The 25636-nt window shown below is 42.4% G+C and carries 12 protein-coding genes; 3 read left to right on the top strand and 9 right to left on the bottom strand.

Features of this window, described 5'->3' with window-relative positions:
• Window positions 1-3: 3 nt before the first annotated feature.
• Together sctN and KBW69_RS02205 are read right to left on the bottom strand one after the other, a co-directional pair.
• Window positions 4-1335: a type III secretion system ATPase SctN gene (sctN, locus tag KBW69_RS02210; RefSeq protein ID WP_257279772.1), complete on the bottom strand. Its 1332-nt coding sequence runs from the start codon at window positions 1333-1335 to the stop codon at window positions 4-6.
• A 108-nt stretch (window positions 1336-1443) separates the two neighbouring features.
• Window positions 1444-1941 carry a type III secretion system chaperone gene (locus KBW69_RS02205; protein ID WP_257255325.1) on the bottom strand — a complete coding sequence of 166 codons (498 nt, stop codon included), beginning with the start codon at window positions 1939-1941 and terminating at the stop codon, window positions 1444-1446.
• A 247-nt stretch (window positions 1942-2188) separates the two neighbouring features.
• Here KBW69_RS02205 and tadA point away from each other — a divergent pair, with 247 nt between their 5' ends.
• From tadA to purL, 3 genes are all read left to right on the top strand, one after another.
• Window positions 2189-2686: a tRNA adenosine(34) deaminase TadA gene (gene tadA, locus KBW69_RS02200; RefSeq protein ID WP_257279771.1), complete on the top strand. Its 498-nt coding sequence runs from the start codon at window positions 2189-2191 to the stop codon at window positions 2684-2686.
• 172 nt (window positions 2687-2858) lie between these two features.
• Complete coding sequence (locus KBW69_RS02195) at window positions 2859-3167, top strand: hypothetical protein (RefSeq protein ID WP_257279770.1); 309 nt, start codon at window positions 2859-2861, stop codon at window positions 3165-3167.
• Between the two features lie 210 nt (window positions 3168-3377).
• A complete protein-coding gene (gene purL / locus KBW69_RS02190; protein WP_257279769.1) occupies window positions 3378-7283 on the top strand; it encodes a phosphoribosylformylglycinamidine synthase in 3906 nt (1301 codons plus the stop codon).
• A gap of 78 nt (window positions 7284-7361) precedes the next feature.
• On the opposite strand, the gene KBW69_RS02185 is transcribed toward purL, so the two are convergent.
• The 7 genes from KBW69_RS02185 to KBW69_RS02155 all read right to left on the bottom strand — a co-directional run bounded on the left by KBW69_RS02185 (window position 7362) and on the right by KBW69_RS02155 (window position 25636).
• Window positions 7362-8225, bottom strand: coding sequence for an aldo/keto reductase (locus KBW69_RS02185; protein ID WP_257279768.1), 864 nt, complete (start codon window positions 8223-8225; stop codon window positions 7362-7364).
• 47 nt (window positions 8226-8272) lie between these two features.
• Window positions 8273-8587, bottom strand: coding sequence for a hypothetical protein (locus KBW69_RS02180; RefSeq protein WP_257252671.1), 315 nt, complete (start codon window positions 8585-8587; stop codon window positions 8273-8275).
• 153 nt (window positions 8588-8740) lie between these two features.
• Entirely contained in the window at window positions 8741-10198 is a 1458-nt protein-coding gene (dgt, locus tag KBW69_RS02175) for a dGTPase (protein ID WP_257252670.1), read from the bottom strand.
• A 106-nt stretch (window positions 10199-10304) separates the two neighbouring features.
• Window positions 10305-11501: an SGNH/GDSL hydrolase family protein gene (locus KBW69_RS02170; protein WP_257252668.1), complete on the bottom strand. Its 1197-nt coding sequence runs from the start codon at window positions 11499-11501 to the stop codon at window positions 10305-10307.
• A 190-nt stretch (window positions 11502-11691) separates the two neighbouring features.
• Window positions 11692-15909 carry a hypothetical protein gene (locus tag KBW69_RS02165; RefSeq protein ID WP_257279767.1) on the bottom strand — a complete coding sequence of 1406 codons (4218 nt, stop codon included), beginning with the start codon at window positions 15907-15909 and terminating at the stop codon, window positions 11692-11694.
• Between the two features lie 376 nt (window positions 15910-16285).
• Window positions 16286-21337, bottom strand: coding sequence for a hypothetical protein (locus tag KBW69_RS02160; RefSeq protein ID WP_257279766.1), 5052 nt, complete (start codon window positions 21335-21337; stop codon window positions 16286-16288).
• Between the two features lie 219 nt (window positions 21338-21556).
• Entirely contained in the window at window positions 21557-25636 is a 4080-nt protein-coding gene (locus KBW69_RS02155) for a hypothetical protein (protein WP_257279765.1), read from the bottom strand.

Raw genomic sequence — 25636 nt, 5'->3', positions numbered from 1 at the left:
AGATCAGACTCCAACGACACGACGCAGTTGCTGGATGGTGGTGTCATAGTCACTCAGTTCATCGGTGCGCTGCTTCAGGAAGGTTCTTATGGCGTCTATTTTCCGCAAGGCTTCATCCGCCACTGCATCTGAGCCCGCTTTATACTCACCGACCTTAACCAGCAGTTCAATCTCTTCGAACTTGGCCAGAAGTTCCCTGAGTTTGCCCGCTGCGGCTTTGTGCTCTTCCGGGGTGATGGCATTCATGACACGGCTGGCACTGGATAGCACATCAATGGCCGGGTAGTGGTTAGCGGCAGCCAACTTTCTGGAAAGGATGATGTGTCCGTCCAGAATGGATCGGGTCTCATCCGCTACCGGTTCAGTCATATCGTCACCTTCTACCAGTACGGTGTAGAGCGCCGTGATTGAACCTGTATCAGACATACCGGCACGCTCCATTAACTTGGGAAGCGTGGCAAAGACTGAGGGTGGAAAACCTCGACGGGTTGGCGGCTCGCCGGCTGCCAGACCTATTTCACGCTGGGCACGGGCAAAACGGGTGACGGAATCCATTAGCAGAAGGACTTTTTTACCTTTGTCCCTGAAATACTCTGCGACGGCTGTGGCAGTATAGGCCGCTTTGGCTCTTTCCATGGACGATTTGTCAGAAGTGGCAACGATAATAACGGACTTCTTGACGCCTTCCGGGCCCAGATCATGCTCGATAAATTCCCTGAGTTCCCGTCCCCTTTCACCGATCAGCGCGAGGACTGTGACATCCACTTCAGCCCCTTTAACCAGCATCGAGAGCAGCGTACTCTTACCACCGCCGGCGGCTGCGAAGATCCCCATACGCTGTCCTTCTCCGCAGGTCAGTACGCCATCCAGGACTCTCAGGCCCAGTGGTAATGGTTTATCAATGATCTGGCGAGTCATGGGGTCAGGACTGTCGGCATAAACCGGATACCAGGTCTCAGGCTCCACTCCGTCGAAGGCTTCCGGGTTTAAAGGGTTTCCCATACCATCAAGCACGTGACCCAGAAGGTGAGAGCCAACGCCTACATGGTGAACCTTACCCGTGGGAATCACTTCTGTTGTGGAGGAGATACCCATGATTTCACCCATGGGAGAGAGTACCGTTTCGTGCCCCTGAAAGCCAACGACCTCGGCGTAGCTGGTCCTGTCATCGTTTGGCGTCACCAGCTCACACAACTCGCCAATCTTGACACCGGGAACCGCCGCTTTGATGATCATGCCCTGTACTTCGGTAACACGGCCACGAATATCCAGTAGCCGGCTGCTTTCAACCGCATTTTGAAGCGCAGAAGTGAGGTAGTTAAGTGCTTCGGCCACGATCCCCGTCTCCTTTGTTACCCGTTTTTTTTTTCTGTTCAGGATTTGATTAGTCAGAAAGAAAAAGAGGGCTGAATAAGCCCTCTTTTTCGGTGTGTTGATCAAGAATCAGACCATCATACCCATGTCTCCAGGTCCGCCGGGAGCGGTGGGAGGAGGCTTTGGACCACTCTCTTTGGGTGGTGCGGTACCATCGCTTTCAGTATTATTCACCTCGGAGATCACCCATTCAAGTGTGTTGACGAACTTCTCCAGGGTGGACTCAAAGTTGCCGTAGTCCGACGAAGCCTGCATAGAGCGAATCAGCAGAATTTCAGACTTGTCATGGTTCAGAGCGTGAAAAGCACCCTGCATACTGTGATGCTGAAGGTTCAGTGACAGGAGCTTTTCGTAGAGGCTGGTTTTGGCATCGTCGTGAGCATCCATGGGTTTTACTGAAGAGACAAACACCAGTGCTTCGTCTTCTTCCAGATATTCCATATTCACGATCAGGGTATCATCAAAACAGAGACCGCAGGCATCGTGTTCATTTAAGCTGAGCTCGCCCAGACCGATGCTCTCTGCAAAATGCTGTATATTCTCTTCTACATTTTGCTTGTAACTCATTCGATCATACCCTCCAATGGTACTTAGTCAGAAACTGAAATAACGATAATTAACTCTCAGTATATATCGCTCTTTTGCATTGCGTTGGAGAATTCCTGAACACCCGATCCGGAGAACTCCAGAACTTGATTAGTGTCTTTATCGGTCAAAGTGGCGAACGTCTGTATACTTGTTTCAACTTTTTTTTTACGTGTGAGTTGAATCGTTAACTCACGGCAGTTTCTTCGTTGAGTAGTGAGATACTTTTTTGGCAGATCAAAACACGGATAGCCTCTGGATGCGCGAGGCCCTGAAGGAAGCGGAAAAAGCCCGGGAAAAAGATGAGGTTCCGGTCGGGGCCGTTGTGGTCAGGGGTGGCGAAATAATAGGTCGGGGTTTTAACCAGCCCATCAGCGGCTGCAATCCGGTGGCCCATGCTGAGGTAATGGCCTTGCAGGAAGCGGCCGCCACCCTCAACAACTACCGGTTGGTGGATTGTGAACTCTACGTGACCCTTGAACCCTGTACCATGTGTGCCGGAGCGATTATCCACAGTCGGCTAAAACGGGTGATTTTTGGTGCCCTGGAACCCAAGGCCGGGGCTCTGGTCAGTCAGAGCCGAACATTGGAGTTGCCCTATATGAATTATCGGGTGGAAATGACTCCCGGAGTCCTTGAAGAGGAGTGTAGCGAAATCATTTCCTCCTTTTTCAGAGCCCGGCGTGAGGCCAAAAAAGCAGAGAATAAACGTTTGAAGTTGTGCTGAAATGGTGCATTCGGCTTTTTGAAAAGCGGATATGAATGAGTGCCGTTGTAAAAAACCAACGAACGATGGAACTTTTCATTGGAAGGAATGTCGAAGATTGACCTCTCATTGAAGGGGCAAGCCAAATTCTGGCTTTCTTATGATTTGATCTTTGACATTTGGAGTACATTCGATGAGAAAACTCGTTTTGACAGTCTTATTGGTGGCGTCTTCCACGGTTTGTGCGGAAATACGAAAAATAGAGGAGCAAACGCATGTGGATGCGTGGGGTGCAAGAGTCATGACAAGTTACTTTGACACAGTGTCTGAACAGTATTGTCTGGTGGTTATTGATAGTGAAAAATCAAATGCGCTTATGAACTGCAAAGCTGTCCATGAACTCTCAGAGCAGGCGCAAAAAAACATTCTCGGCGAGAACTACATACCAAAATCAGATATTGGCGCAAGTGGAGCTGATCAAGAGAGTTTTCTCGAAAACTAAATTTTAGTGTGTCAACCCGGACGGGAGAAATATCAAGTTTACATTTATCTCTAAAAGCACACTCAAGGTGCACTTTTAGAGATAAGTAAGAACGATTGAAGAGAAAACCTGCCAAGATCCGTAATTCAATCACTGGTTTCCATACTGGGATTTCGATTATCATACCGCTCCTGATTATCTCCCTGAGTCCAGTTGAGGACAGTTTTTATCATGCTGATTTTGCGTGGTGCTCCGGCTCTCTCGCCGTTTCGTAGCCAAAAGCTGCTTGAAACCCTGCAACACAGGATCCCTGAAATCACCGGTGTTTTTGCCGAATACCAGCACTTTGTCCGGGTCGACGAGACATTGTCCGACCAGGAATTGAACGTTCTGGAACAGCTACTGACCTATGGTCCCCGGATGCAGGAAGGTGAGTGTTCAGGCGCTCTTTTTCTTGTTGTACCCCGTCCGGGCACTATTTCTCCATGGTCCAGTAAAGCCACCAACATTGCTGAAAATTGTGGTCTCAGCAAGGTTCACCGTATTGAACGCGGTCTGGCTTACTATGTGTCTGCTGAACAAGGCCTCAGTGAACACCAGAAACAAGTGGTATCCAGCCTGATTCACGACCGCATGACCGAGGCTGTTTTGGCTGATGACAGAGAAGCAGAGCTTCTTTTTGCAGAAACCGAGCCAGCGCCCTTGACCCGTGTCGATATTCTCGAAGGCGGGCGTGAGGCTCTGGTTGCCGCCAACCAGTCCCTCGGACTTGCACTGGCAGAAGATGAAATGGATTATCTGGTCACCAGCTATGAGGGTTTGGACAGGAACCCGACGGATGTAGAGCTGATGATGTTTGCTCAGGCCAACTCTGAGCACTGCCGCCATAAGATCTTCAATGCGACCTGGACCATTGACGGTTTACAGCAGGATCATTCTTTGTTCCAGATGATCCGTAACACCCACAGTATGAGCAGTGAAGGTGTGCTCTCAGCCTATAAAGACAACGCATCCGTTATTAAAGGCTCCAAAGCCGGACGTTTTTTCCCGTCTCCTGAAAAGAAAGATTACCAGTACCACCAGGAAGACATTCATATCCTGATGAAAGTGGAAACGCACAACCATCCCACTGCCATCTCGCCATGGCCGGGTGCTTCTACCGGTGCGGGGGGGGAGATCCGTGATGAAGGTGCGACCGGTCGAGGCTCCAAGCCAAAGGCAGGTCTGACCGGTTTCTCCGTATCCAATCTGAACATTCCCGGCTACAAACAGCCATGGGAAAAAGAGTATGGCAAGCCGGATCGGATCGTGACTGCTCTGGATATTATGCTGGAAGGCCCTCTGGGTGGTGCGAGCTTTAACAACGAATTTGGTCGTCCAAACCTGTGCGGCTACTTCCGTACTTTTGAGGCCACAGCCAAAGGGTCTGTGGGTGAAGAAGTGAGGGGTTACCATAAGCCCATCATGTTGGCAGGCGGCCTGGGTAATATCCGGGCTGATCATGTTGAAAAAGGAGATATTCCCGTTGGCGCCAAGCTGATTGTTCTGGGCGGTCCGGCCATGCAGATCGGTCTGGGTGGTGGTGCGGCCTCTTCCATGACGTCCGGTGAAGGTCAGGAAGACCTGGACTTTGCCAGCGTTCAGCGCGACAACCCCGAGATGGAGCGTCGTTGTCAGGAAGTGATTGACCAATGCTGGCAGCTGGGTGATGAGAACCCTATCGCCTTTATCCACGACGTAGGCGCGGGAGGTCTTTCCAATGCTCTGCCGGAACTGGTCAGTGATGGTGGCCGCGGTGGTCGCTTCCAGCTCAGGGATATTCTGAATGATGAGCCCGGCATGTCCCCCCTGGCACTTTGGTGTAATGAATCCCAGGAACGTTATGTGATGGCGGTAGCGCCAGAAAATATGGGGCTGTTTGAAGCTATCTGTCAACGCGAGCGCTGTCTCTACGCCGTTGTGGGCGAAGCTACAGAAGAGTCACACCTGTTGGTAGAAGACAGCCACTTTGATAACCAGCCAGTGGATATGCCTCTGGATGTTTTATTGGGCAAACCACCTCGCATGCATCGTGATGTGCAGACTGAAAATATTCAGCAGGACGCACTGGATCTTTCCGGTGTGACATTGGCAGAAGCTTCTGAGCGAGTTCTCAAGCTGCCAACCGTCGCCAGCAAAAACTTCCTGATTACTATTGGCGACCGCTCTATCACCGGTCTGGTAGCCCGTGAGCAGATGGTTGGCCCCTGGCAGGTACCTGTTGCTGACTGTGCGGTTACCGCTACTGCTTTTGATACCTGTACCGGTGAAGCCATGTCCATGGGTGAAAGAACCCCTCTGGCTCTTATTAATGCGCCTGCATCGGGTCGTATGGCGATTGGTGAAGCGATTACCAACATCGCCAGCACCCGGATTGACAAGCTCGGCGATATAAAACTGTCGGCAAACTGGATGGCTGCTGCCGGTCATCCGGGTGAGGACGCCAAACTCTATGAAACCTGTAAAGCAGTAGGCATGGAACTCTGCCCGAAATTGGGTATTGCTATTCCGGTAGGCAAAGACTCTATGTCCATGCGTACCAACTGGAAAGACGGTGATGTTGAAAAGAGTGTTACCTCACCGCTGTCTCTGGTTATTTCGGCTTTTGCTCCTGTGACCGACATACGCAAGACTGTCACTCCAGAGCTGAGAACCGATAAGGGTGAGACCGATCTGCTGCTGGTGGATCTGGGTCGTGATCATAACCGTCTGGGTGCTTCTGCCCTGGCACAGGTTTATGGTCAGATGGGTGATGTTGCTCCTGATGTTTTCTCTGCAGAAGACCTGAAAGGCTTCTTCACGGGTATCCAGCAATGTCTGGAAGAGGACCTGCTGTTGGCTTACCACGACCGTTCAGACGGTGGTCTCTTTACCACACTGGTTGAGATGGCCTTTGCCGGTCACACCGGTATTGAGGTGAATCTGGATAAATTGGCGGGCTCTGAAGCGGCCATCATTCCAGCCCTTTTTAATGAAGAGTTGGGTGCTGTTCTGCAGGTTCGCCGTTCCGACAAAGGTAAGGTCAAGGATATTCTGGCCGGACTGGGACTGGGTTCCTGCACACACACCATTGCTGCCCTGAGATCGGATCAGCGTATCAACTTTACCTTTAATGGTGAGCTGATCAGTAGCGAAAGCCGGGTTAAATATCAGCGCTGGTGGGCTGAAACCAGTTATCGCATGCAGGCACTCAGGGATAACCCTGAATGTGCCCGTCAGGAGTTTGATAACCTGCTTGATGACGGCGATACAGGCTTACATGCCTCTTTGCCTTTTGACATCAATAGGGATGTTGCCGCTCCCTATATTGCCACTGGAGCCAGCAAACCACAGGTGGCCATTCTGAGGGAGCAGGGTGTTAACGGCCATGTGGAAATGGCGGCGGCTTTTGACAAGGCCGGCTTTTGTGCAGTGGATGTTCACATGAGTGACATTCTTTCCGGTCGCCGTGAGCTGGCTGAATTCAAAGGATTGGTAGCCTGTGGCGGCTTCTCATACGGTGACGTTCTGGGAGCAGGTGAAGGCTGGGCGAAATCGGTGCTGTTTAACAGCATGGCCCGTGACCAGTTTGCGGCTTTCTTTGATCGCCCGGACAGCTTTGCTCTGGGTGTCTGCAATGGCTGTCAGATGCTGTCCAATCTCCATGAATTGATTCCCGGTGCTGAGCACTGGCCACACTTCGTCCGTAACCAGTCTGAGCAGTTTGAAGCCAGAACCGTGATGGTCGAAGTGCAGCAAAACAAGTCCATTCTCCTCAGAGGTATGGAAGGTTCCAGAATGCCCATTGCAGTGGCACACGGTGAAGGTTATGCCGAGTTCAAAAAGGCTGACCAAATCAGGAAACTGTCTGCGGGTGGTCAGCTGGCCCTGAGATATGTGGATAATCAGGGGCGGGCTACTGAACGTTACCCCTACAACCCCAATGGTTCCGCTGAAGGTATTACGGGTCTGACTTCTGCCGATGGCAGGGTGACGATTATGATGCCTCACCCGGAAAGGGTATTCAGGGCGGTTCAGAACAGCTGGTATCCGGATACCTGGGGTGAAGATTCACCCTGGATGAGAATGTTCAGGAATGCCCGGGTCTGGGTTGACTGATATCTGTAAAGTAAAACAGGCTTGTCTGGTTATCCTTCTTGCGCCATGGCTATTGAAAGGACAACCAGACGGCTCGAGCTAAATAAACATATTCTCAATCGCATTAACCTCTTCATCGGTCAAAGCGACTTTGTCGCAATGAAGATCCTGATTCATATGATCGGATTGAGTCGTGCCGGTGAGGGTGAGCATCCCCATTCTTTGGCAGGCCTGAAAAATGACCTGTGCTGCGGTTAAGCCTGTTCGACTGACAATGGCTTGAAATTGGGGGTGGCCCAGTATGGCGTGGTTGGCCGTGAGTAAGGAAAAGCCTTGGTAAATAATATCGTGATGCTGACAGGCCGCTCTCACTTCTCTATCCCAGCCCATTGAGGCAAAGCAACGGTTCTGGACAATGTGTGGACGAATGTCGGTGTGGAGAGTCAGCCCTTCCAGTTGGCGTGCAGAAAAGTTGGAAACGCCCAGCAGTTTGATATGACCATCACGGTAGAGTCCTTCCATGGCCGTCCAGACTTCCAGATCGTCTTCCGAGAGACCTTCCCTTTGAGAAGGGCCATGGAGAAGGTAGGCATCCAGATAGTCAGTGCCAAGGTGTTCAAGGGAAGATTGGAAAGATTGCAAAACCTGCTCGGTTAAACTGGCTGAAGGGTCATAGGGCAGCCGGTCATCCTGACCTCTCTGATAGGTAAACTTGGATTGCAGGAAGAGCTGTTCGCGGCTTATTTTTTCCTGTTGATAAATCTTTTGCAGGCCATGACCAACACCGAGCTCAAAATAATGTTTGCGCTGATTGGCCGTATCAATGCCAGTGAAGCCCAGTTTCAGGGCATTCTCTACCAGCCCCTGGGTGGCTTCTTCTTTCCAGGCGGTACCGTATATAAAGCAGGGAACCCGAACACCGTTAATCTCTCTGGACGCTCGGGCTGTATTGAGCTGGCTCATGGTTTTTTAACCTTGTGAGTTATGGCCATTGATGTTTTTTGAGTCAGTTATTTGGGACAACTATCCATAGAAGCATCACATGCGCCAACGCCAGATTTTGGTACATAGGCGTCGCCGAGAATGTTTCTTTGTGCCTGCTCAGGGAGTTCATGGACACCTTTGCAGTGCATAAGCGAATTATATCCACTGGAAACCTTATCTAAAACCACCAGACAATATTGTTGAGAAACTGTGTCAAAGTAGCTTGTTGTGATCCTTTCGTACCACGGATCCCTAAAGTTGTTCTCCTGTATTAGTTGTATTTCTGCACCAACCATGGTGGACGCTGCAGCCAATAGGGCTGCCAAAATGAATTTTTTCATAGAATTTACTCCTACTGTCAAATAATCAAAGTTAAGTTCACCAAAAAGTCAGGATTTCACTTGAGTTTTTAATGAACGGTTAATTATTGGACATTCGTTCTAATAAAGAGTTCCGGCGAGACGCTTTAACAATGGCCAATTATGCTTTTTGAGTCAGATAGCAGAAAGGATTTGAAACTCGGTTAAGACAAAGTGATCGGTCATTCCGCTGACGTAATCAATCAATAATCTTGCCCGGTAATACCATTCCAGTTCGTCCTGTTCTTGAGCGGAGTAACAGCTGTCAGGCAATGATTTCACTGCCCGATGATACGCCATTTTGTGTTTGCAAGAGAGTCGGTGGTAAAGACGTTGCTCGATAAAATGTCGGCTGGAATCTTTTTTAGCAATACCGACGAACTCTGCACCGGGTAACTCCAGCAGAGGCTGGAAAATATCCATCAATCCCATCAGGGCAGAGTAGCCCCTGAGTTCTGGTGTTTCCTTCTCCATACTGGTAAAGACGTAGCGGATAGCGACGGTTTTCAATGTATTCAGTGCAAGGTGCTGGTCGGACTGGCCGTCGATCAGTGGCTCATCCAGAGTTCCGTCGAAGACAGCCTGATGCTGTTGCAGATAACGCTTTGCTGCATAATCCACCAGATCTCTGACCAGCCGGGTGCGCAGTCGGACAATAAACTCCTGCTTGTTATCGCCGGCTCTGCTGATCGCAGACTCCATAATATTGGGCAGATAGTCGTTATCTACAGTCAATTCTTCCCAGACCCCATAGAGACTGAAGCGAAGATCGCGGAAAGAGAGAATCCCCTTGTCGACGGCATCTTCAAGATCGGCAATGCAGTAGGAAATATCGTCGGCGGCTTCCATGATGTAAACCAGTGGGAAGCGGCAACCCTCATCAATAGCCAGATGCTGCCGGATGTCGGACACCAGATCGGCTTCTGAAAAATAATAACCCGGCTTTTTCTTACGGTAAGCATCGGGTGAGTCTTTATCAGGTCTTGGTTCGTAGGGCGTGCGGGTGTATTTCATCAGCGCGCCCATCTGGGAATAAGTCAGGTTCAGGTCCTGAAGATGATGAATAATTCTTAACGCCTGAGCATTGCCTTCATAGGTATACAAGTCTGGTAGCAGGGTTGATTCCAGCAGCACTGAGCGGGCTTTCTGACCTTTGAACGCTTTTTCATGACAAAGCCGGGCTTTATCCTGCATCCAGCGGCTGATGGCCGCCTCGCCAAAATGGCCGAACGGAGGGTTGCCAATGTCGTGCATCAGGCAGGACATCTCAACCAGATTGATAAAAGATGTTTCCTGGTTTTCCAAGCCCAATGATGTTAACTGATCGGCTTCGGACAGGCGTTGAAGAATCGTCTGTGCCAGAAACCGACCGGTTTGTTGCACTTCCAGAGAGTGCGTTAGACGACTGCGAACAGCGGCATTGGTCTCCAGAGGGTAAACCTGAGTTTTTTGTTGCAGTCGGCGTACGGCAGCGGACTGAATGATTCGGCCCCGGTTACTCTCTGTTTCCGTTAACAGATCCCGATCCGGGTCGGCAGAACTGACTCTGGGTCGAGTGCAGGTGAGTTTAGTCAGATAGTTCATGCTGATCATAGTCGGCAGGAGCCCCTTTAAGGTGAGGTTTGCCTTGGCTCTGCAGATGCTGAAACACCGAGTGTCAGCAAATGCATAGGGTTGTGGACACAGGAATAAACCATTATTACAGCTCTGCCGGACATTGACCTTCGAATATCAATTGAACGTATTCCCGCTCCAGATATCCCGGTTTGCACGTCAAATAATGCAACAGGAGTTCATCAGCAAGCCTGCGATCAACCTCCGGGCATTCCACTTTGTAATTGAGAATAGACAGCATCTTGCAGTTGAAATTGAAAATCCAGTTTTGCACCGTACTCGATGGATGAATGGAATCTATATAGAAATGATCACTGCGGTTCTTGCAGGGACTCGCCTTATAACTTTCGCAGATATCCACCTGAGCATTATCAGAACAGCCTCTGAAGGTGACATCAAGACAGGGCGTTTCAGTGTTAACATCTCGCTGGCGAGCCTGTTCTAACATAATGTCAAACATTCTGTTGTAATCGAAAAACAGCAGTAACAGGTCAGGATACTTTTTTTTCAGCCGGAAAAACGCTTTCACGGCCATCCGGTTATGATTGATGATCACCTGATGCACTTCCTGACGATCCTCTGAATTGCGCAGGCAGGGTGTTTTAGTAACATCGGGAAGCGTCCCCCAGAAAATGGTTCTGGCCCCATGTTCATAGAGATTTTCAATAGCCGCTGACAGCTTGGCGATCACCAGGTGGTAATTCCAGTAACGGTTGAGATAATCATTAGCGCCACCTGCCAACATAAAAACCTGCCCCTCAGAAAAGGGGGAATGATGTTGCAGCAGATGATTAACCTGTTCCTCAACCGAACTCAGAATAGGCTTTCCGCCTCTGATGCTATTGGTGAGAAAACTGATATTGGCCAGCCGACTTTCACCAAACAGAAAGGACCAGAAAAAATCCACTAACACTTCTGAAAAACCTACCACTGTGCTGCCGCCATGAGACTGATCGACATACTCGGTTTTATTGGATGGATTCAGATACAGGGCTTTGGCTATCAGTTCCGGCGCCATCAGATCATCACAAAAACGCCCTTCGTGATAATTGGCACCGGGTATGGCGCCACAAAAACTGCCAAAAACAAAGCCCGGTAACATACGACCGCCCCAGGGATAAAGTGCCATTTGACGTTCATCCAACGTACCGCTGCCTTCAAGAAATCGACTGTAGCTGTAAAAATTCCCCGAATCAACGGTGCTGTCTCCCACCACAAAGACATTGCTGACAGGCAGGGGCTCCCGGGCACAAAAGCGTTCAGTGAGTTTGGGATAAAACATCTTTTCGTACGCTAAACAAGGTAACGACAACAGCAATATCATACTAAGCCACCCACGAATCATAGTGAAACTCCCATTAGGCCGACCAGTAAAAAGCTGAGGATTATAGTGGATTACCCTTTAGGTTTGGTGAAAAAAGCGTGAAATCATCCGAAGTACCGGGGTGTACGGCCCCGGCAAGGTTGTTAACTTACATGATATTGAATGATATGCCTGGCGAGGTAAGGAGTGTTGGAAACTTGGTTTGAAGCCTCAATAATAGCGGTTTAGTATCCTGTAAAGTCTCACGACCAGTCTTATTGTTTGGTACTGAAGAAGCGGGATCAAGCTTCATTCTTTTATTCTTTTCATCTTTAAAAGAATCTTCAAAAGCTCCATCAATCTGATTGGTTTGTGGCGAATTAACCTCCATATTCTGAGGTGTTTCAATGCTTACTGCCGCATCAAAGTGCTCGAGTAGAGCTACTGAACTGGGGTAGTGGATAAGATAGGCTGAAGACTGATGGGGGTTGGTCAGAATTTGGGCGACGAAGAGCCTGGCTTGATCGAAATTTTGGCTTAACAACAATTGCAAAAGGAGTGCCCTTTGACTTTCAGAGAGATCAGGAAAGGGATAGTTTTTGTTTTCTAACAGAATTGCTAAAAGGTTAGGAGCAAAATTTACCCAGCGTTTCAGGTCATAAATCTCGCGATGAGCTCCATAGTCACCTTGTGTAATCACTGGAAACCAGACTCCCTGTGTCGGTACAAGCAAGGCAATAAGCTGAGCATCGCCAAATTGTTGTAATCTGCCCAACTCCGATTGAGCGAGTGAGGCTGAGTCAGTAATGACATTATTATTGAGAACGGATGGAATCACGTCAGCATCGATCCCCAATAGTAGCTCTAGTTCTTGCATCAGTTTTTCCTTGTCAGGATAATCCTGAATCGTTGAATAAATCTGACGAAGGTTATAATCCATAATCTGCCTAACTGCTTGCTGGTCCCATACGTCCCATACGCCTGCTTGTCCTGACCGTCTATTCCGGTTGAATATCTCTGCAATGGACGAGAACATACAGTTGCCATCGCCATTTATCCTTATCAGCTCAAAACCATCGGGGACAGGGTTATGGCAATAATCGGGTTCAAAAATCTGCTTTTTGGGGTATCCCTTTTCCATCTTTTTATATAATTGCCCTACTTGTTGCCTGATGCGTTTGTCTTCTTTCATGCAAGCTTTGTGAAAAGGCTTTACCAGCGTCTCTTTTGGTTTGCCAGTGGTTCTGTTTGTCGTACGTCCTTTTCCTCTTATGGGGTTTTCAGTTTCATAAAGTTCACGACAATGGTAACAGGTTTGTCTGAAACCACCTTTTCCATTCGGAGCATTAACCAGAAGCTCTGGAGTCTTTTTCCTGAATAAAGAGATTAATTCATCCGTTTTATCTTTGCTGAAAAAAAACGAATTTTGATCTTTGCTTTTCAGTAAAGCTTGCAGTGAAGCTTTTACATCTTGAATTTTTGTTCGATCTTCGTATTTTTTCAAAACACTTAACATAAACTTATTTAAAAACTCTTCGGATTCGAAATCCAGATCGCCGGAGTAATACTTGGCGGTAGGAAACAAGTGATCAAGAAAAAGTGGCATAATATTTTTCTCACCATCAACAATCTTGCGCATATTCTTGATATTAAGCTGAAGCCCTTCAAGCTCATGGTCATAAAGAGTAAGGTCGAAAGCCTGTTTATGAAAAGAATTAAAAACTATTTTTGTGAAAAGGAAATCAACAATTTGTAGTACATTAAAAGCTACAGCAATATCTTTTTTGTTAGAAGCATAGATAGCATCCAGGCTAAATTGCTCAGGTTTTTCTATAAGCTGTTTGACTATTTCAGAACTTGCATCCAATTCGTTATGCATCAGAGCCCTGACACATGTTTCGATCAGATAGTTTAAAACGATACGATAAGTAATTTCTACCTTATCTGGAACATTCATACTGGATAAATACCTCAGGCTTGGGGTCAGATGTCCAAGAAAAAATGCCAAATCCCCGATAACATTATTGTCAATATTCCCATTAATGAGACTTTCAAAAAAAGCATTATTTTCTTTAGCAATTGAATAATTCTCGTCACTTATGAGGAGAGACATCTGAACTCTTTGCAGCAAAAACTCCAAATAGGCCTGAGTTGGCATCCATTTATCGTCCTCCGATAATAATAATGCTTTGGTAATAATGTTATTACCTAGATTTGAAACGGAGGCTTTTTTGAGGTTGTTTGGAATTTTAAATTTATATCTTGATAAATCATACATTGACATTAAAACGAATTTTTTTTCAACGTCTGACATATCATCTCTAACTTTGGGTATCCAGATATTAGGTAGGCTTCCATATTGAGTTCCCCCTCTATAGCGTTCTGTTGTCTTTTGTGTTTCTAAAGGCAAAAAAATCTTATATTGGTGAAGCATATTATTAGATTTTGCCAACTTCTTATTGTCAACAAGATGTATTTCCCATTTTATGAGTTTACGTGGAGCTCTTTTTTTAGCTAGATCGTTATGCATCAAGTGGCGAGGATTTTCTGGGATAAAATAGTTGGCATAATAAAGAGGATAAGTTTTAGCTATTTCAAAGGCTCGACTTTCATAGCCAGGAACTTTAACAATCACTGGTAGAATGTCATGTTTTTTCTTGTGTTTGTTTTTTATCTTTTCTTTTCTACCTTCTTTTTCTGCTTCTTTTTTCTTCCTTATTGCACTCCATTTCTTTATGCCATATAAAACCTTTTTAAAATTATGCTCATCCAGTTTTTTATTCTTATAATAAACGACGGGTTCATTGTTATGAGGTATTTTGAATGCAGACTTCCTCCTGGCCTCATAGATCAGATCATGAAAATTTTTAATCGAGGTAAGCTCAAATTCCAGAACTTCAGCTTCACTATACATTTTAACAGGAATAAAAATATCAGTCTTTATTGACTCTGAATCATCTGATTTATCGAATTCTGAATCCAAATCATCCATTACCAAATAATCAAAAACTGGATCATCGTCATCTTTTATTCTTTCTCGTACACTATTTGCTATCTTATTATGATTCGTTTCTATATAAAGAGGTGTGTCAATTTTTTTTGCCTGAGTATTTGCTAATATTATTTCCTCTGTAATCAAGCTCTGAGGGCTTTTTTGATGAAAATTGTATGCAAGAATACCACTTGTTTTTATATCGAAGTCAGTTGTCACACAATTGATAATATTCAAAATTTGATTTTCTATAGAAAATTTCTCTGGTCCATAATGCACACATTTTGAATAACTCCGCGACCAATTTTTGTATAAAATGCCGAGGTATTCTTTAGAGTTTCTATAACTGTTTGTCAGGAAAAGATCACTGTGAAAAAGATGATACATTTTTGGTCCATATTCAACATGAACTGTTGGTCCTTCGTTGCCTACATTGTCAAAACTAAACACTACTCTAAAAAATGCATCTTGCCACCAACCATAGGGTACTACAAAATCCAGAGATACTCTAAACATATTGTCATCATTGATACTGAATCTAAATTTGTCTGGATACCTATTATCCAGAAAGGTTTGAAGTCGATCAACTGCCATATAAATCTCTCTGGCTTTGGATGCGGAGTTTCTTATGGGTGATAACTTCGGATAGTCTGATGTATTATCGTGTGAATTTTTGGGTGAATTTTTAGGGTAAATTATTTGATCCCCATCTTCTAAGTTTCCTTGCCGGATTATATTGACATTATTTAAAACAAGTTCTCCATTACGTAGTAGATGAAGTTTACGATAAGGAGTGCTATGTGGATGTATTAATCGATAATCAAAGTCTTTGTTTTTCTCTGCCTTAATAGTACATGGTCCCAAGGATTGATATTGCCGAAATTCATAGGACAAATTTACCCAGTCTATACCCTCTGTGGGCACTTGCTCAGCTCTTTCTGATAATAATCTGTCTACATAGTCAGTAACAACACCGGCTGCTCTATTATCCTTAGTGATTTTTATGATAGCTTTTTCTTTACCGTGATGAATCATTGCCTGAACAAGATTGAAAGTTCGTAACAGGGGGTAGGGTATTCCCAACTTGGTAGTATTATCACTCCTCTTAACACTCAATTTTTCAGCTGTTTTCCTATTTTCGCTTATAAAAAAATGATTTCTTTTTCTTCTGTTAATGCATGCCATCGCTCTGTTAATGTAAAGTTCAGCTTCCCTATACAAATGTTTTGTTTTCAGCTCTCGGTCAATTTCTTCATACTCTTGAAGGGTGAGTTGTTTTAGTATGCTTATTTGGTTTTCGTTAAGTGCAAGAGCACTCCCTGACATCAGAGCTATCAATAAAATGAAATATTGAATGAAGTTTTTATTTGATATAGATAACGCAGTAAGAATCATACTTGGGAATCCCCATATATCTTAAAATTTTCTGAATTGAACGCTATTTGAGTAGCTTTACTAATCCCTGTAGACAGTCAATAGTAGCTTGTTTTGATAACATCTGTTTTACGATTGCTGCTATTCATGTATAAGTGAATAAGGCCACATGGGTTACACGACGATTACCAGCCACCTGAACTTGCGTGGCTTTGTCAATTCTTTGAAGCAAACCGTTGTGTTCCATAAAAATTTGTCGTGAAGGGTGCGCCATATCATTGGAGATCTGATACGGTATGCGGCTAAGATTTGGAAGCCGGTAACGCCGTTCTATAGTTCCAATTACCGGCTTATGGCAAGTTTTGCGACACCCATTTCGCGGCGCCGGGAGTTTTACTTACATGGTATTGGTCGGAGTGTCTGGCATGGAAAGGAGTGCTCGAGCCCTGGTTTGAATCATTAATGATAAGGGGTTTTGGTCCTCCAAAGTTTCATGTGCAGTCTCATTGGTTGAAACGGAAGAAGCGAGGTCAAGCTTGATTCTTTTCTTATTTTCATCGATGGAAAGCGCTTCAAAAGCCTCAATCATCTGAGTCATTTGTGACGAATCAAACTCTGTATTCTGGGGCGATTCAATGCTTATTGCTACATCAAAGTGTTCCAGGAGAGCCTGTGAACTGGGGGAGTGCATAAGATAAGCTGAAGACTGATGGGAGTCTGTCAGAATTTGGGAGACGAAAAGCTTAGCTTGATCGAAATTTTGGTTTAACAACAACTGTAAAAGTAATGACCTTTGGCTTTCAGTGAGATCAGGAAAGCTATAATTTTCGTTTTTTAACAGCATAGCCAAAAGGTAAGGAGCAAAATTGACCCAGCGGTTCAGGTCATAAATCTCGTGATAAGAACCACGATGACCTTGTGTAATGACTGGGAACCAGACACCCTGTGTCGGTACTAGCAATGCAATCAGCTGGGCATCACCAAATTGTTGCAATCTGGCTAACTCCGATTGACCGAAAGAGGCTGAATCAGTAAGGACGTTGTAATCGAGAACGGCAGGAATAACGTCAGCGTCGATCCCCGATAGTAACTCAAGCTCTTGCATCAGTTTTTCCTTGTCAGGATGACTCTGAATCGTGGAAAAAATCTGACGTATGTTATCCTCCATAATTTTCCTTATTGTTTGCTGGTCCCATTTACCAGCTTGTCCTGACCGCCCAGTCCGGCTGTATATCTCTGCAATTGAGGAATACATACAGTTACCATCGCCATTAATTCTTATCAGTTCAAAACGAGATTGAATCTTTAACAATAAGGGATTGAGATCCTCTAAAGTTTGACTATCAATCTCTTTGTTTGAAACTGAAGAAGCAGAATCAGAACTCATTCTTTTACTATTTCCGTTGATGGAAAGCGCTTCTAAAGTGTGATCAATCTCCAAATTCTTGGGAGTATCAGGACTTATTGCTGCATCAAAGTGTTCCGCGAGGGCCACAGAACTGGGGTAGTGAATAAGATAAGCTGAAGCCTGATAGAAGGCTATCAGAATTCGGGAGATGAAGCCTTTCGCGTGTTCGAAATTTTCGTTTAACAACATCTGTAAAAGTGTTGCCCTTTGACTTTCAGAGAGATCAGGAAAGGTATAATTTTCGTTTTGTAACAGCATAGCCAGAAGGTTAGGAGCAAAATTGACCCAGCGCTTAAGGTCGTAAATTTCGTGAAAAGGTCCATCGTGACCTTGTGTTATCACAGGGAACCAGACACCCTGTGTCGGCACTAGCAAGGCAATCAGCTGAGCATCACCAAATTGTTGCAATAGGGCTAACTCCGACTGAGCAAAAGAGGCTGAATCAGTAATGACATTGTTATCGAGAACCGCTGGAATAACGTCAGCATTGATCCCCAACAGTAGCTCAAGCTCTTGCATCAGTTTGTGCTTGTCGGGATGATCCTGAATCGTGAAAAAAATCTGACGAAGGTTATCATCGATAATCTGCCTTATTGTTTGCTGGTTCCATTTTCCTGTTTGTCCTGACCCTCTATGCCTGTTGAAAATCTCTGCAATGGATGAGTACATTGAGTTTCCATCGCCATTAATTCTTATCAGCTCATAACCGTCAGGAACGGGAATGTGATGAAAATAGTAGGGTTCATAAATCTGTGTTTTAGGGTATCCTATTTCCATCTTTTTATATAATTGCCCTGCTTGTTCCCTGATGCGTTTGTCTTCAATCATACATGCTTTGTGAAAAGGCCTTACCAGTGGTTCTTTCGGTTTTTTAGAGCTTCGGTTTGTACGACGGCCTTTCCCTCTTATGGGATTTTCAGTTTCATAAACTTCACCGCAATGGTAACAGGTTTGTCTGAAACCACCTTGTCCATTCGGAACATTAACCATAAGCTCAGGCGTATTCTTTCTGAATAAAGAGATTAATTTCTCCGTTTTTTCCTTACTGAAAATATCCGATTTATGTTCTGTGTTTTTCAGAAAAGATTGCAGTGAAGCTTTTATATCTTTATTTGTGGTTCGATTTAAGATTTTTTGCAAAACTTTTGAGGTAAACTTATTTGAAAAAATGTTAGTTTTGAAATCAAGATTATTGGAGTAATGCCTCGCGGCAGGTAACAAGTGACTCAAAAGTAGTGGAATAAGATTTTTCTCACCATCAAAAATTTTACGCATGCTCTTGATACTAAGCTGAAGACTTTCTAACTCATTCTCATAAAAAGAAAGATCTAAAGCTTTATTATTAAAAGGATTGAAAAGGATTTTTGTAAAAAGTAAATCAGCAATAAATAATCCATTAAAAGCTACAGCAATGCTGGATTTGATGGAAGTGTGAATATCCTTCAGGGTAAATTGATCCGGTCTTTCTATAAGTTTTTTAACTATTCCAGAACTTGCGTCAAATTCGTTATCAGTCAGAGTCCTTACACATACTTCAATGAGATAGTTTAAAACAATACGATAAATAACTTCTACCTTATCTGGAGCATTAAAACTGGATACGTATCTCAGGCTTGGAGCCAGGTGTCCAATAAAAAAGCCCAAATCCTTGATAATATTCTCATCAATATTTCCACAGATGACACTTTCAAAAAAAACATTATTTTCCTTTTCAATTGAATAATCTTCATGACTTATAAGGAGAGACATCTGAACTCTTTGCAGCAAAAGTTCCAAATGGCTATGGTTTGACAACAAATCATGGTCCTGTGTCTTTAATAGTGATTTGATTATAATATTGTTACCAAGATTTAAAACGTGCGCTTTTTTAAGGTTGTTTGGAATTTTGAATTTTCTTCTTGATAAGTCATACATTGACATTAAGGCGAATTTTTTTTCAACGTCTGACATACCATCTCTAACAGTAGGTATCCAGACATTGGCGAAACTTCCATGCTGAGCTCCATCCCTATAGCGCTCTGTTGTCTTTTGCATTTCTAAAGGTAAAAGAAGTTTGTATTGATAGAGCATATTATTAGCTTTTGCTATTTTCTTTTTTTTAGCTAAATGTATCTCCCATTTTATGGGCTTGCGTACCCCGGTTACGTTATGCATCTCGTTATACGCCCAGTGACGCGGATTTTCTGGAACATAATAGCTAACTGAATGAGCTATAGCATGCTCAAACGCTAGCCTTTCATAATCAGGAACTTTAACTATCATCGACAGGATGTTATGTTTTTTATTTATTATCTTGCCTTTCTCTTCTTTCTTATTTTTTGTATTTGTCTTTTCTATGTCATATAAAACCTTTTTGAAATTATTCTCATCCAGTTTTTCATTGTTATAATAAACAACGGGTTGTACATTTTTTGCTATTTTAAATCCCGACTTATTCCTGGCCTCATAGATCAGATCATCAAGATTTTTAATCGAAGTAGAATCAAATTCTACAATTTCAGCTTCACCATGCATTTCGGCTGGAATAAAAATATCAGTCCTTATTGATTTTATCTTTTCTATATTATCGTACTCAACATCCATAACCAAATAATCGAAAGTTGGATCTTCTCCAGCTTTTACTCTTTTATTCACACTTGTTTTTATCTTATTATGATCGGTTTCTACATAAACAGAATTGTCATTTTCTATTGCTCGAGTATTGACTTTTATTATTTCTTTTGTAATCAGATCCTGAGGGCTTTCTCCATATTCATTACGTGAAAGAATACCTTCTGATCTTATATTGGAGTCAGCAGTCAGAAAATTGATAGTATTTAATATCTGCTCTTCCACAGAAAAATTTTCCGATCCATAGCGTACACGTCCTGGGCAATCAAACCACCAACGTTTGTTTAAGACGCCATTCATTATGGGAGGGCCGTCACTGAGTCTTTGAGAATTTTTATGGGTCTCCTCAATGCAAAGACGTATACCGGGAACATTGGATACTCTTGGTCCAGATATAACATAAGTGTCTGGTCCTTCGTTGCCAATATTGTCAAAAAGATAATCTATTCTAAAAAATGCATCTTTCCACCAACCATAGGGAGCTACGAAATCCAGGGATACCTTAAGCATATTTTTTTCATCGATACTGAATCTAAATTTATCTGGATACCTCTTATTAAGAAAAGTTTGAAGTCTATCGACAGCAATATAAATCTCTCTGGCTTTGGATGCGGAATTTCTCTTGGGTGATAATGGGTTAGGTTTGAATTTTTTAAAAGAGTTAGGATAGATTATTTTATCTCCATCCTTTAAGTTTCCTTGTCGAATTATATTGACATGGGTCAAAATATATTCTCCGTTGCGTAGCAGGTGTAGTGAATGGTGAGCAGGAGGGCGTCGCTGGTATAGTACATAATGTGGGTGGTCGAATGAACATATTGATTGACAATTAAAGTCTTTATTTTTTTCTGTCGTAATAACACGCGTTATTTTTTTAGCGAAATTTCGATCTTCAAAAAACACATGTACCAGCACCGTATCCATTGTGGTCTTTTGCTTAGCTTTTTCCGATAATAATCTATCTACATAGCTTTCAACAACAATGGCTGCCCTATTTTTTTTATGCGTAACCTGATCTTCATTTGTTAATTGTGTTTGCTCGGTAGATTCCACTTTACCATAGTGAATCATTGCCTGAACAAGATTAAACGTCCTGAGTAGGCTGTAAGGTATACCGAACTTGCTAGTATTGTCGTTAGCCTTAACAGCCATTTTTTCAGCTATTTCCCTGTTTTTTCTTATAAAAAAATTATTTCTTTTTCTTCTATTTATGTTTGACATCACTTTGTTAACGTAAAATTGAGCTTGTACATATAAATCTTTTTCTTTAAGCTCTCGATCAAGTTCTTCATATTCTTGAATGGTGAGCTGTTTTAGTATGCTTTTTTGAGTTTCGTTCAGTGCAAGAACACTGTCTGATATCAGGGTTATTAATAAAATGATAAAATAAATGAATTTTTTATTTGATTTAGATAAAACAGTAAGAATCATACTTGGGAATCCTTATGATATCTTAAAAGCTTCTGAATTGAACGCCGCTGGTTGAGCAGCCTTACTCATCGCAGTAGCCAATCAATAATAGTTTGTTTTAAAAAAAACCGCCTCCCAATTGCTGGTACTGATGTTTAAGTTAATAAGGCCTCATAGGTTACACGACGATTAACTGTTGCCTTAACTTGGGTCGCCTTTTGAATTCCCTGAAATATTAACTTACATAGTATTGTCTGTGGTGATAAGCAGCGCTCCAGCCGCGGTTTGAATCATTAATGATAAGGGATTGCGATCCTGTAAAGTCTCACGGTCAGTGTTATTGGTTGAAACTGAAGAATCAGCCTCTGTATTTTGGGGTGTTGCAGGGCGTACTGCTGCATCAAAGTGTTCCAGGAGAGCCGCTGAACTGGGGTAGTGAATAAGATAAGCTGAAGCGTGATGAGGGGCAATTGTAAGTCTTGAGACCAAGAGCGCAGCTTGATCGAACTTTTGGTTTAACAACAATTCTAAAAGTGTTGCTCTTTGACTTTCAGAGAGATCAGGAAAGGTATAATTTTTGTTTTGTAGCAGAATAGTCAACAGGTTGGGAGAAATATTTACCCAGCGATTAAGGTCATAAATCTCGTGATTAGGCCCGTAGTCGCCTTGTGTAATCACAGGGAACCACACACCCTGTGTCGGAACTAACAATGTAATAAGCTGGGCATCGCCAAATTGTTGTAATTTGGCTAACTCTGACTCAGCGAAAGAAGCTGAATCGGTAATGACATTGTTATCGAGAACGGCTGGAATCATGTCAGCATCGATCCCCAATAGAAGTTGAAGCTGTTGCATCATTTTTTTCTTATCAGGATGATTCTGAATAGTGGAATAAATCTGGCGGAGGTTATAATCCATAATCTGCCTTATTGTTTGTTGGTTCCATACGTCTGCTTGTCCTGACCGACCATTCCGGTTGAATATCTCTGCAATAGACGAGTACATGCAATTACCATCACCATTAACCCTTATCAACTCAAAACCATCGGGGACAGGATTATAGTGATAATCGGGTCCACGCAACTGTTTTTTGGGGTATCCCTTTTCCATCTCTTTGTATAATTGATTTGCTTGTTTCTTGATGCATCTGTCTTTTTCCATACATTTCTTGTGAAAAGGCCTTACTCTTATTTCTTTTGGTTTACCAGTTTTTTTGTTTGTCTTGCATCCTTTTCCTCTTATGGGGGTTTTAGTTTCATAAATTTCACGACAGTGGCAACAGGTTTGTCGGAAGCCACCTTGTCCACTCGGAACATCAACTAGAAGCTCCGGAGTGTTTTGCCTGAATAAAGAGATTAATTTGTCCGTTTTTTCTTTACTGAAAAAGTCATAATTTTGTTCTGTGATTTTTAGAAAAGTGTGTAGTGAAGCTTTTACATCTTTATTTTTTGTTCGACTTTCATATTTTTTTAAAACATTTAACGTAAACTTATTTGAAAATTCATTACTTGCGAAATCCAGTTCGTCAGAGTATAGTCTGGCGACAGGAAATAAATGATTCAAAAATAGTGGAATTAGATTTTTCTTATTATCAACAATTTTACGCATACTATTGATATTAATCTGGAGACTTTCTAATTCATGGTCATAAACAGTAAGGTCTAAATCCTTCGTATTAAGAACATTAAAAATAATTTTTGTAAAAAGGAAATCAGTAACTTGTAATAGATTAAAAGCTACAGAAATATCTTTTATGTTTGCAGCATAGATATCCTCAAGAGTAAATTGCCCCGGTTTATCTATAAGTTTTTCGACTATTCCAGTACTGGCATCAAATTCATTATCTAGAAGAGTCCTGACACATATTTCTATGAGATAATTTATAACAATACGATAAATAATTCCTGCCTTGTCTGGGGCGTTCATACTGGACACATATCTCAGACTTGGAGCCAAGTGTCCAATAAAAAATGTCAAATCCGTGATAATATTCTCGTCAATATTTCCATCAATGATATTTTCAAAAATAACATTATTTTCTTTGGCAATTGAATAATCTTCACGATTTATAAGGAGTGATATTTCAACTCTTTGTAGTAAAAAATCCAAATAATCCTGAGTTGGCAGCCATTTGTCGTACTGCCGCGTTAATAATGCTTTGGTAATAATGTTGTTGCCCAGGTTTGTGGCGGCGGCTTTTTTTAGATGGTAAGAAACTCTTAATTTACTTTTTGATAAGTCATACATTGACATCAAAGCGAATTTTTTTTCCACGTCTGACATGTTGTCTCTAACAGAGGGTATCCAGATATTGGCGTAACTACCATACTGAGCCCCCCCTCTATAGCGTTCTGTTGTTTTTTGTGTTTCAAACGGCAAAATAAGCTTGTATTGGTAAAGCATATTATTAGCTTTTGCTATTTTAATTTCTTCAACTAAATGTATTTCCCATTTTATTGGTTTGGCTACCTCGCTTTCGTTAACTGTTTCGTTATATAACATACGACGTGAATTATCTGGAACATAATAGGTAACTGAATTAGCTGCTGCATCTTTAAAAGCTCGCCTTTCATAACCAGGTACTTTAATAATCATCGTCAGAATGTTATGATTTTTATTCATTTTGTTCTTTTCTTTTCTCTTCTCTTTTATATTTTCTTTTCTTATGTCTTTCAAAGCCTGTTGAAAATTATGTCTATCTATCTTTTCATTGTTATAATAAACAACGGGTTCGATATTATTTGGTATTCTAAATCCTGACTTCCTCCTGGCCTCATATATTAAATCAGAAAAAGCTTTAATCGATGTAAGGTCAAATTTTACAATTTCAGTTTCACGATACATTTCGACAGGAATAAAAATATCAGTACTTATTGATTTTGAATTTCCTGCATTCCCGAATTCTTCATAAAACTCATCATCAATTACCAAATAATCAAAATCTGGGTCTTCTCCATCTTTTATTCTTTTATGCACACTTTCTTTTATTTTGTCATGATCAGATTCTACATAAAGGGAGGTGTTAACTTTTTGTGCCTGAGTATTTACTCTGATTATTTCTTTTGTAATCACTTCCTGTGGGGTGGAGTCGAAGTTAAATAAAATAATGCCTCTTGATCTTATATCAAAGTCAGCGGCCATATAATTGATAATATTCAAAATCTGCTCTTCTACAGAAAAATTTTGAGATCCGTAGTGCATGGAACTTTGCTTATACGAAAATACTTTGTTAAATCTGTAAATGAATCTTTTAGAATGTTTATAACTCTGAATCAGGCAAAGCGCACCTGAATAACAAAGGTTGGCTACCTTTGGTGAATTTTTAATATCAATTTCAGGTCCTTCGTTGCCAATATTGTCAAAATTAAACTCTATTCTAAAAAATGCATCTTTCCACCAGCCGTAGGGTGCTACAAAATCGAGAGATACTAAAAACATATTATTGTCATTGATGGTCAATTTAAATTTATCTGGATATTTCTTATCAAGAAAAGCTTGAAGTTTCCCAACTGCCATATAAATCTCTCTGGCTTTAGATGCTGAGTTTCTCGTGGGTGATGCTGGAGCATATGTTAATTTATTGGGATAAATTATTTTATCACCATTATTTAAATTTTCTTTCCGAATTATATTTACATCGGTTAAAAAAACATTTCCATTGCGTATCAGGTGCACTTCCCGATGTGGAAAAAAAAGTCTGTTATATCTATTTCTTAATTCAAAATTAAAGTCTTCGTTTCTTGGTGCCTTAATAATACGTGTTCCTGTTTCTTGAGTATACCGATCTTCATAAAAAAGTTTCACATGATCTGTATCGTCAGTGGCTACCTGAACAGAATTTTCTAATAATAACCTATTTGCATAGTTCGTAACGACGGTGACTGCTCTATTGTTTTTAGAGAACATTTTATGAGCTGTATCCTCGAGATCGTTAGGTTCTAATTTACCATAATGAATCATTGCCTGAACAAGATTAAACGTTCTTGATACAGTGTAAGGTATAGCAGGCTCGGTAGTATTATCACTGGGCTTAGTAATGATTTTTTCAGCTATTTCCTTACTTTTGTTTTTGAAAAATTTGATTCTTTTTCTTCTATTAATGTTTATCATAACTGAATTAATGTAAGCTTTAGCTTTTCTGTATAAATCTTTTTCTTTAAGTTCTCGGTCAAGTTCTTCATACTCTTGAAGAGTGAGTTGTTTTAGTATGCTTTTTTGTCTTTCGTTCAGTGCAAAAGCACACCCTGACATCATTGTTAAGGATAAAATGATAAGATGAATGAAGCTTTTATTTGATTTAGATAACGCAGTCATAATCAT

Origin of the sequence: Endozoicomonas sp. ISHI1 (genome assembly GCF_024606225.1) — a bacterium.
In the GTDB taxonomy this organism is placed as follows: Bacteria; Pseudomonadota; Gammaproteobacteria; order Pseudomonadales; family Endozoicomonadaceae; genus Endozoicomonas_A.
The sequence above is the reverse complement of the archived record's forward strand: the minus strand, read 5'-3'. Positions and strand labels throughout refer to the sequence as shown.

What these genes read in the sequence shown, in the direction of transcription:
- KBW69_RS02170 (WP_257252668.1), bottom strand. Translation starts at nt 11,501, where the DNA reads ATGTTTTATCCCAAACTCACTGAACGCTTTTGTGCCCGGGAGCCCCTG.
- KBW69_RS02165 (WP_257279767.1), bottom strand. Translation starts at nt 15,909, where the DNA reads ATGATTCTTACTGCGTTATCTATATCAAATAAAAACTTCATTCAATAT.
- KBW69_RS02205 (WP_257255325.1), bottom strand. Translation starts at nt 1,941, where the DNA reads ATGAGTTACAAGCAAAATGTAGAAGAGAATATACAGCATTTTGCAGAG.
- KBW69_RS02160 (WP_257279766.1), bottom strand. Translation starts at nt 21,337, where the DNA reads ATGATTCTTACTGTTTTATCTAAATCAAATAAAAAATTCATTTATTTT.
- KBW69_RS02155 (WP_257279765.1), bottom strand. Translation starts at nt 25,636, where the DNA reads ATGATTATGACTGCGTTATCTAAATCAAATAAAAGCTTCATTCATCTT.
- KBW69_RS02185 (WP_257279768.1), bottom strand. Translation starts at nt 8,225, where the DNA reads ATGAGCCAGCTCAATACAGCCCGAGCGTCCAGAGAGATTAACGGTGTT.
- purL (WP_257279769.1), top strand. Translation starts at nt 3,378, where the DNA reads ATGCTGATTTTGCGTGGTGCTCCGGCTCTCTCGCCGTTTCGTAGCCAA.
- dgt (WP_257252670.1), bottom strand. Translation starts at nt 10,198, where the DNA reads ATGATCAGCATGAACTATCTGACTAAACTCACCTGCACTCGACCCAGA.
- KBW69_RS02195 (WP_257279770.1), top strand. Translation starts at nt 2,859, where the DNA reads ATGAGAAAACTCGTTTTGACAGTCTTATTGGTGGCGTCTTCCACGGTT.
- KBW69_RS02180 (WP_257252671.1), bottom strand. Translation starts at nt 8,587, where the DNA reads ATGAAAAAATTCATTTTGGCAGCCCTATTGGCTGCAGCGTCCACCATG.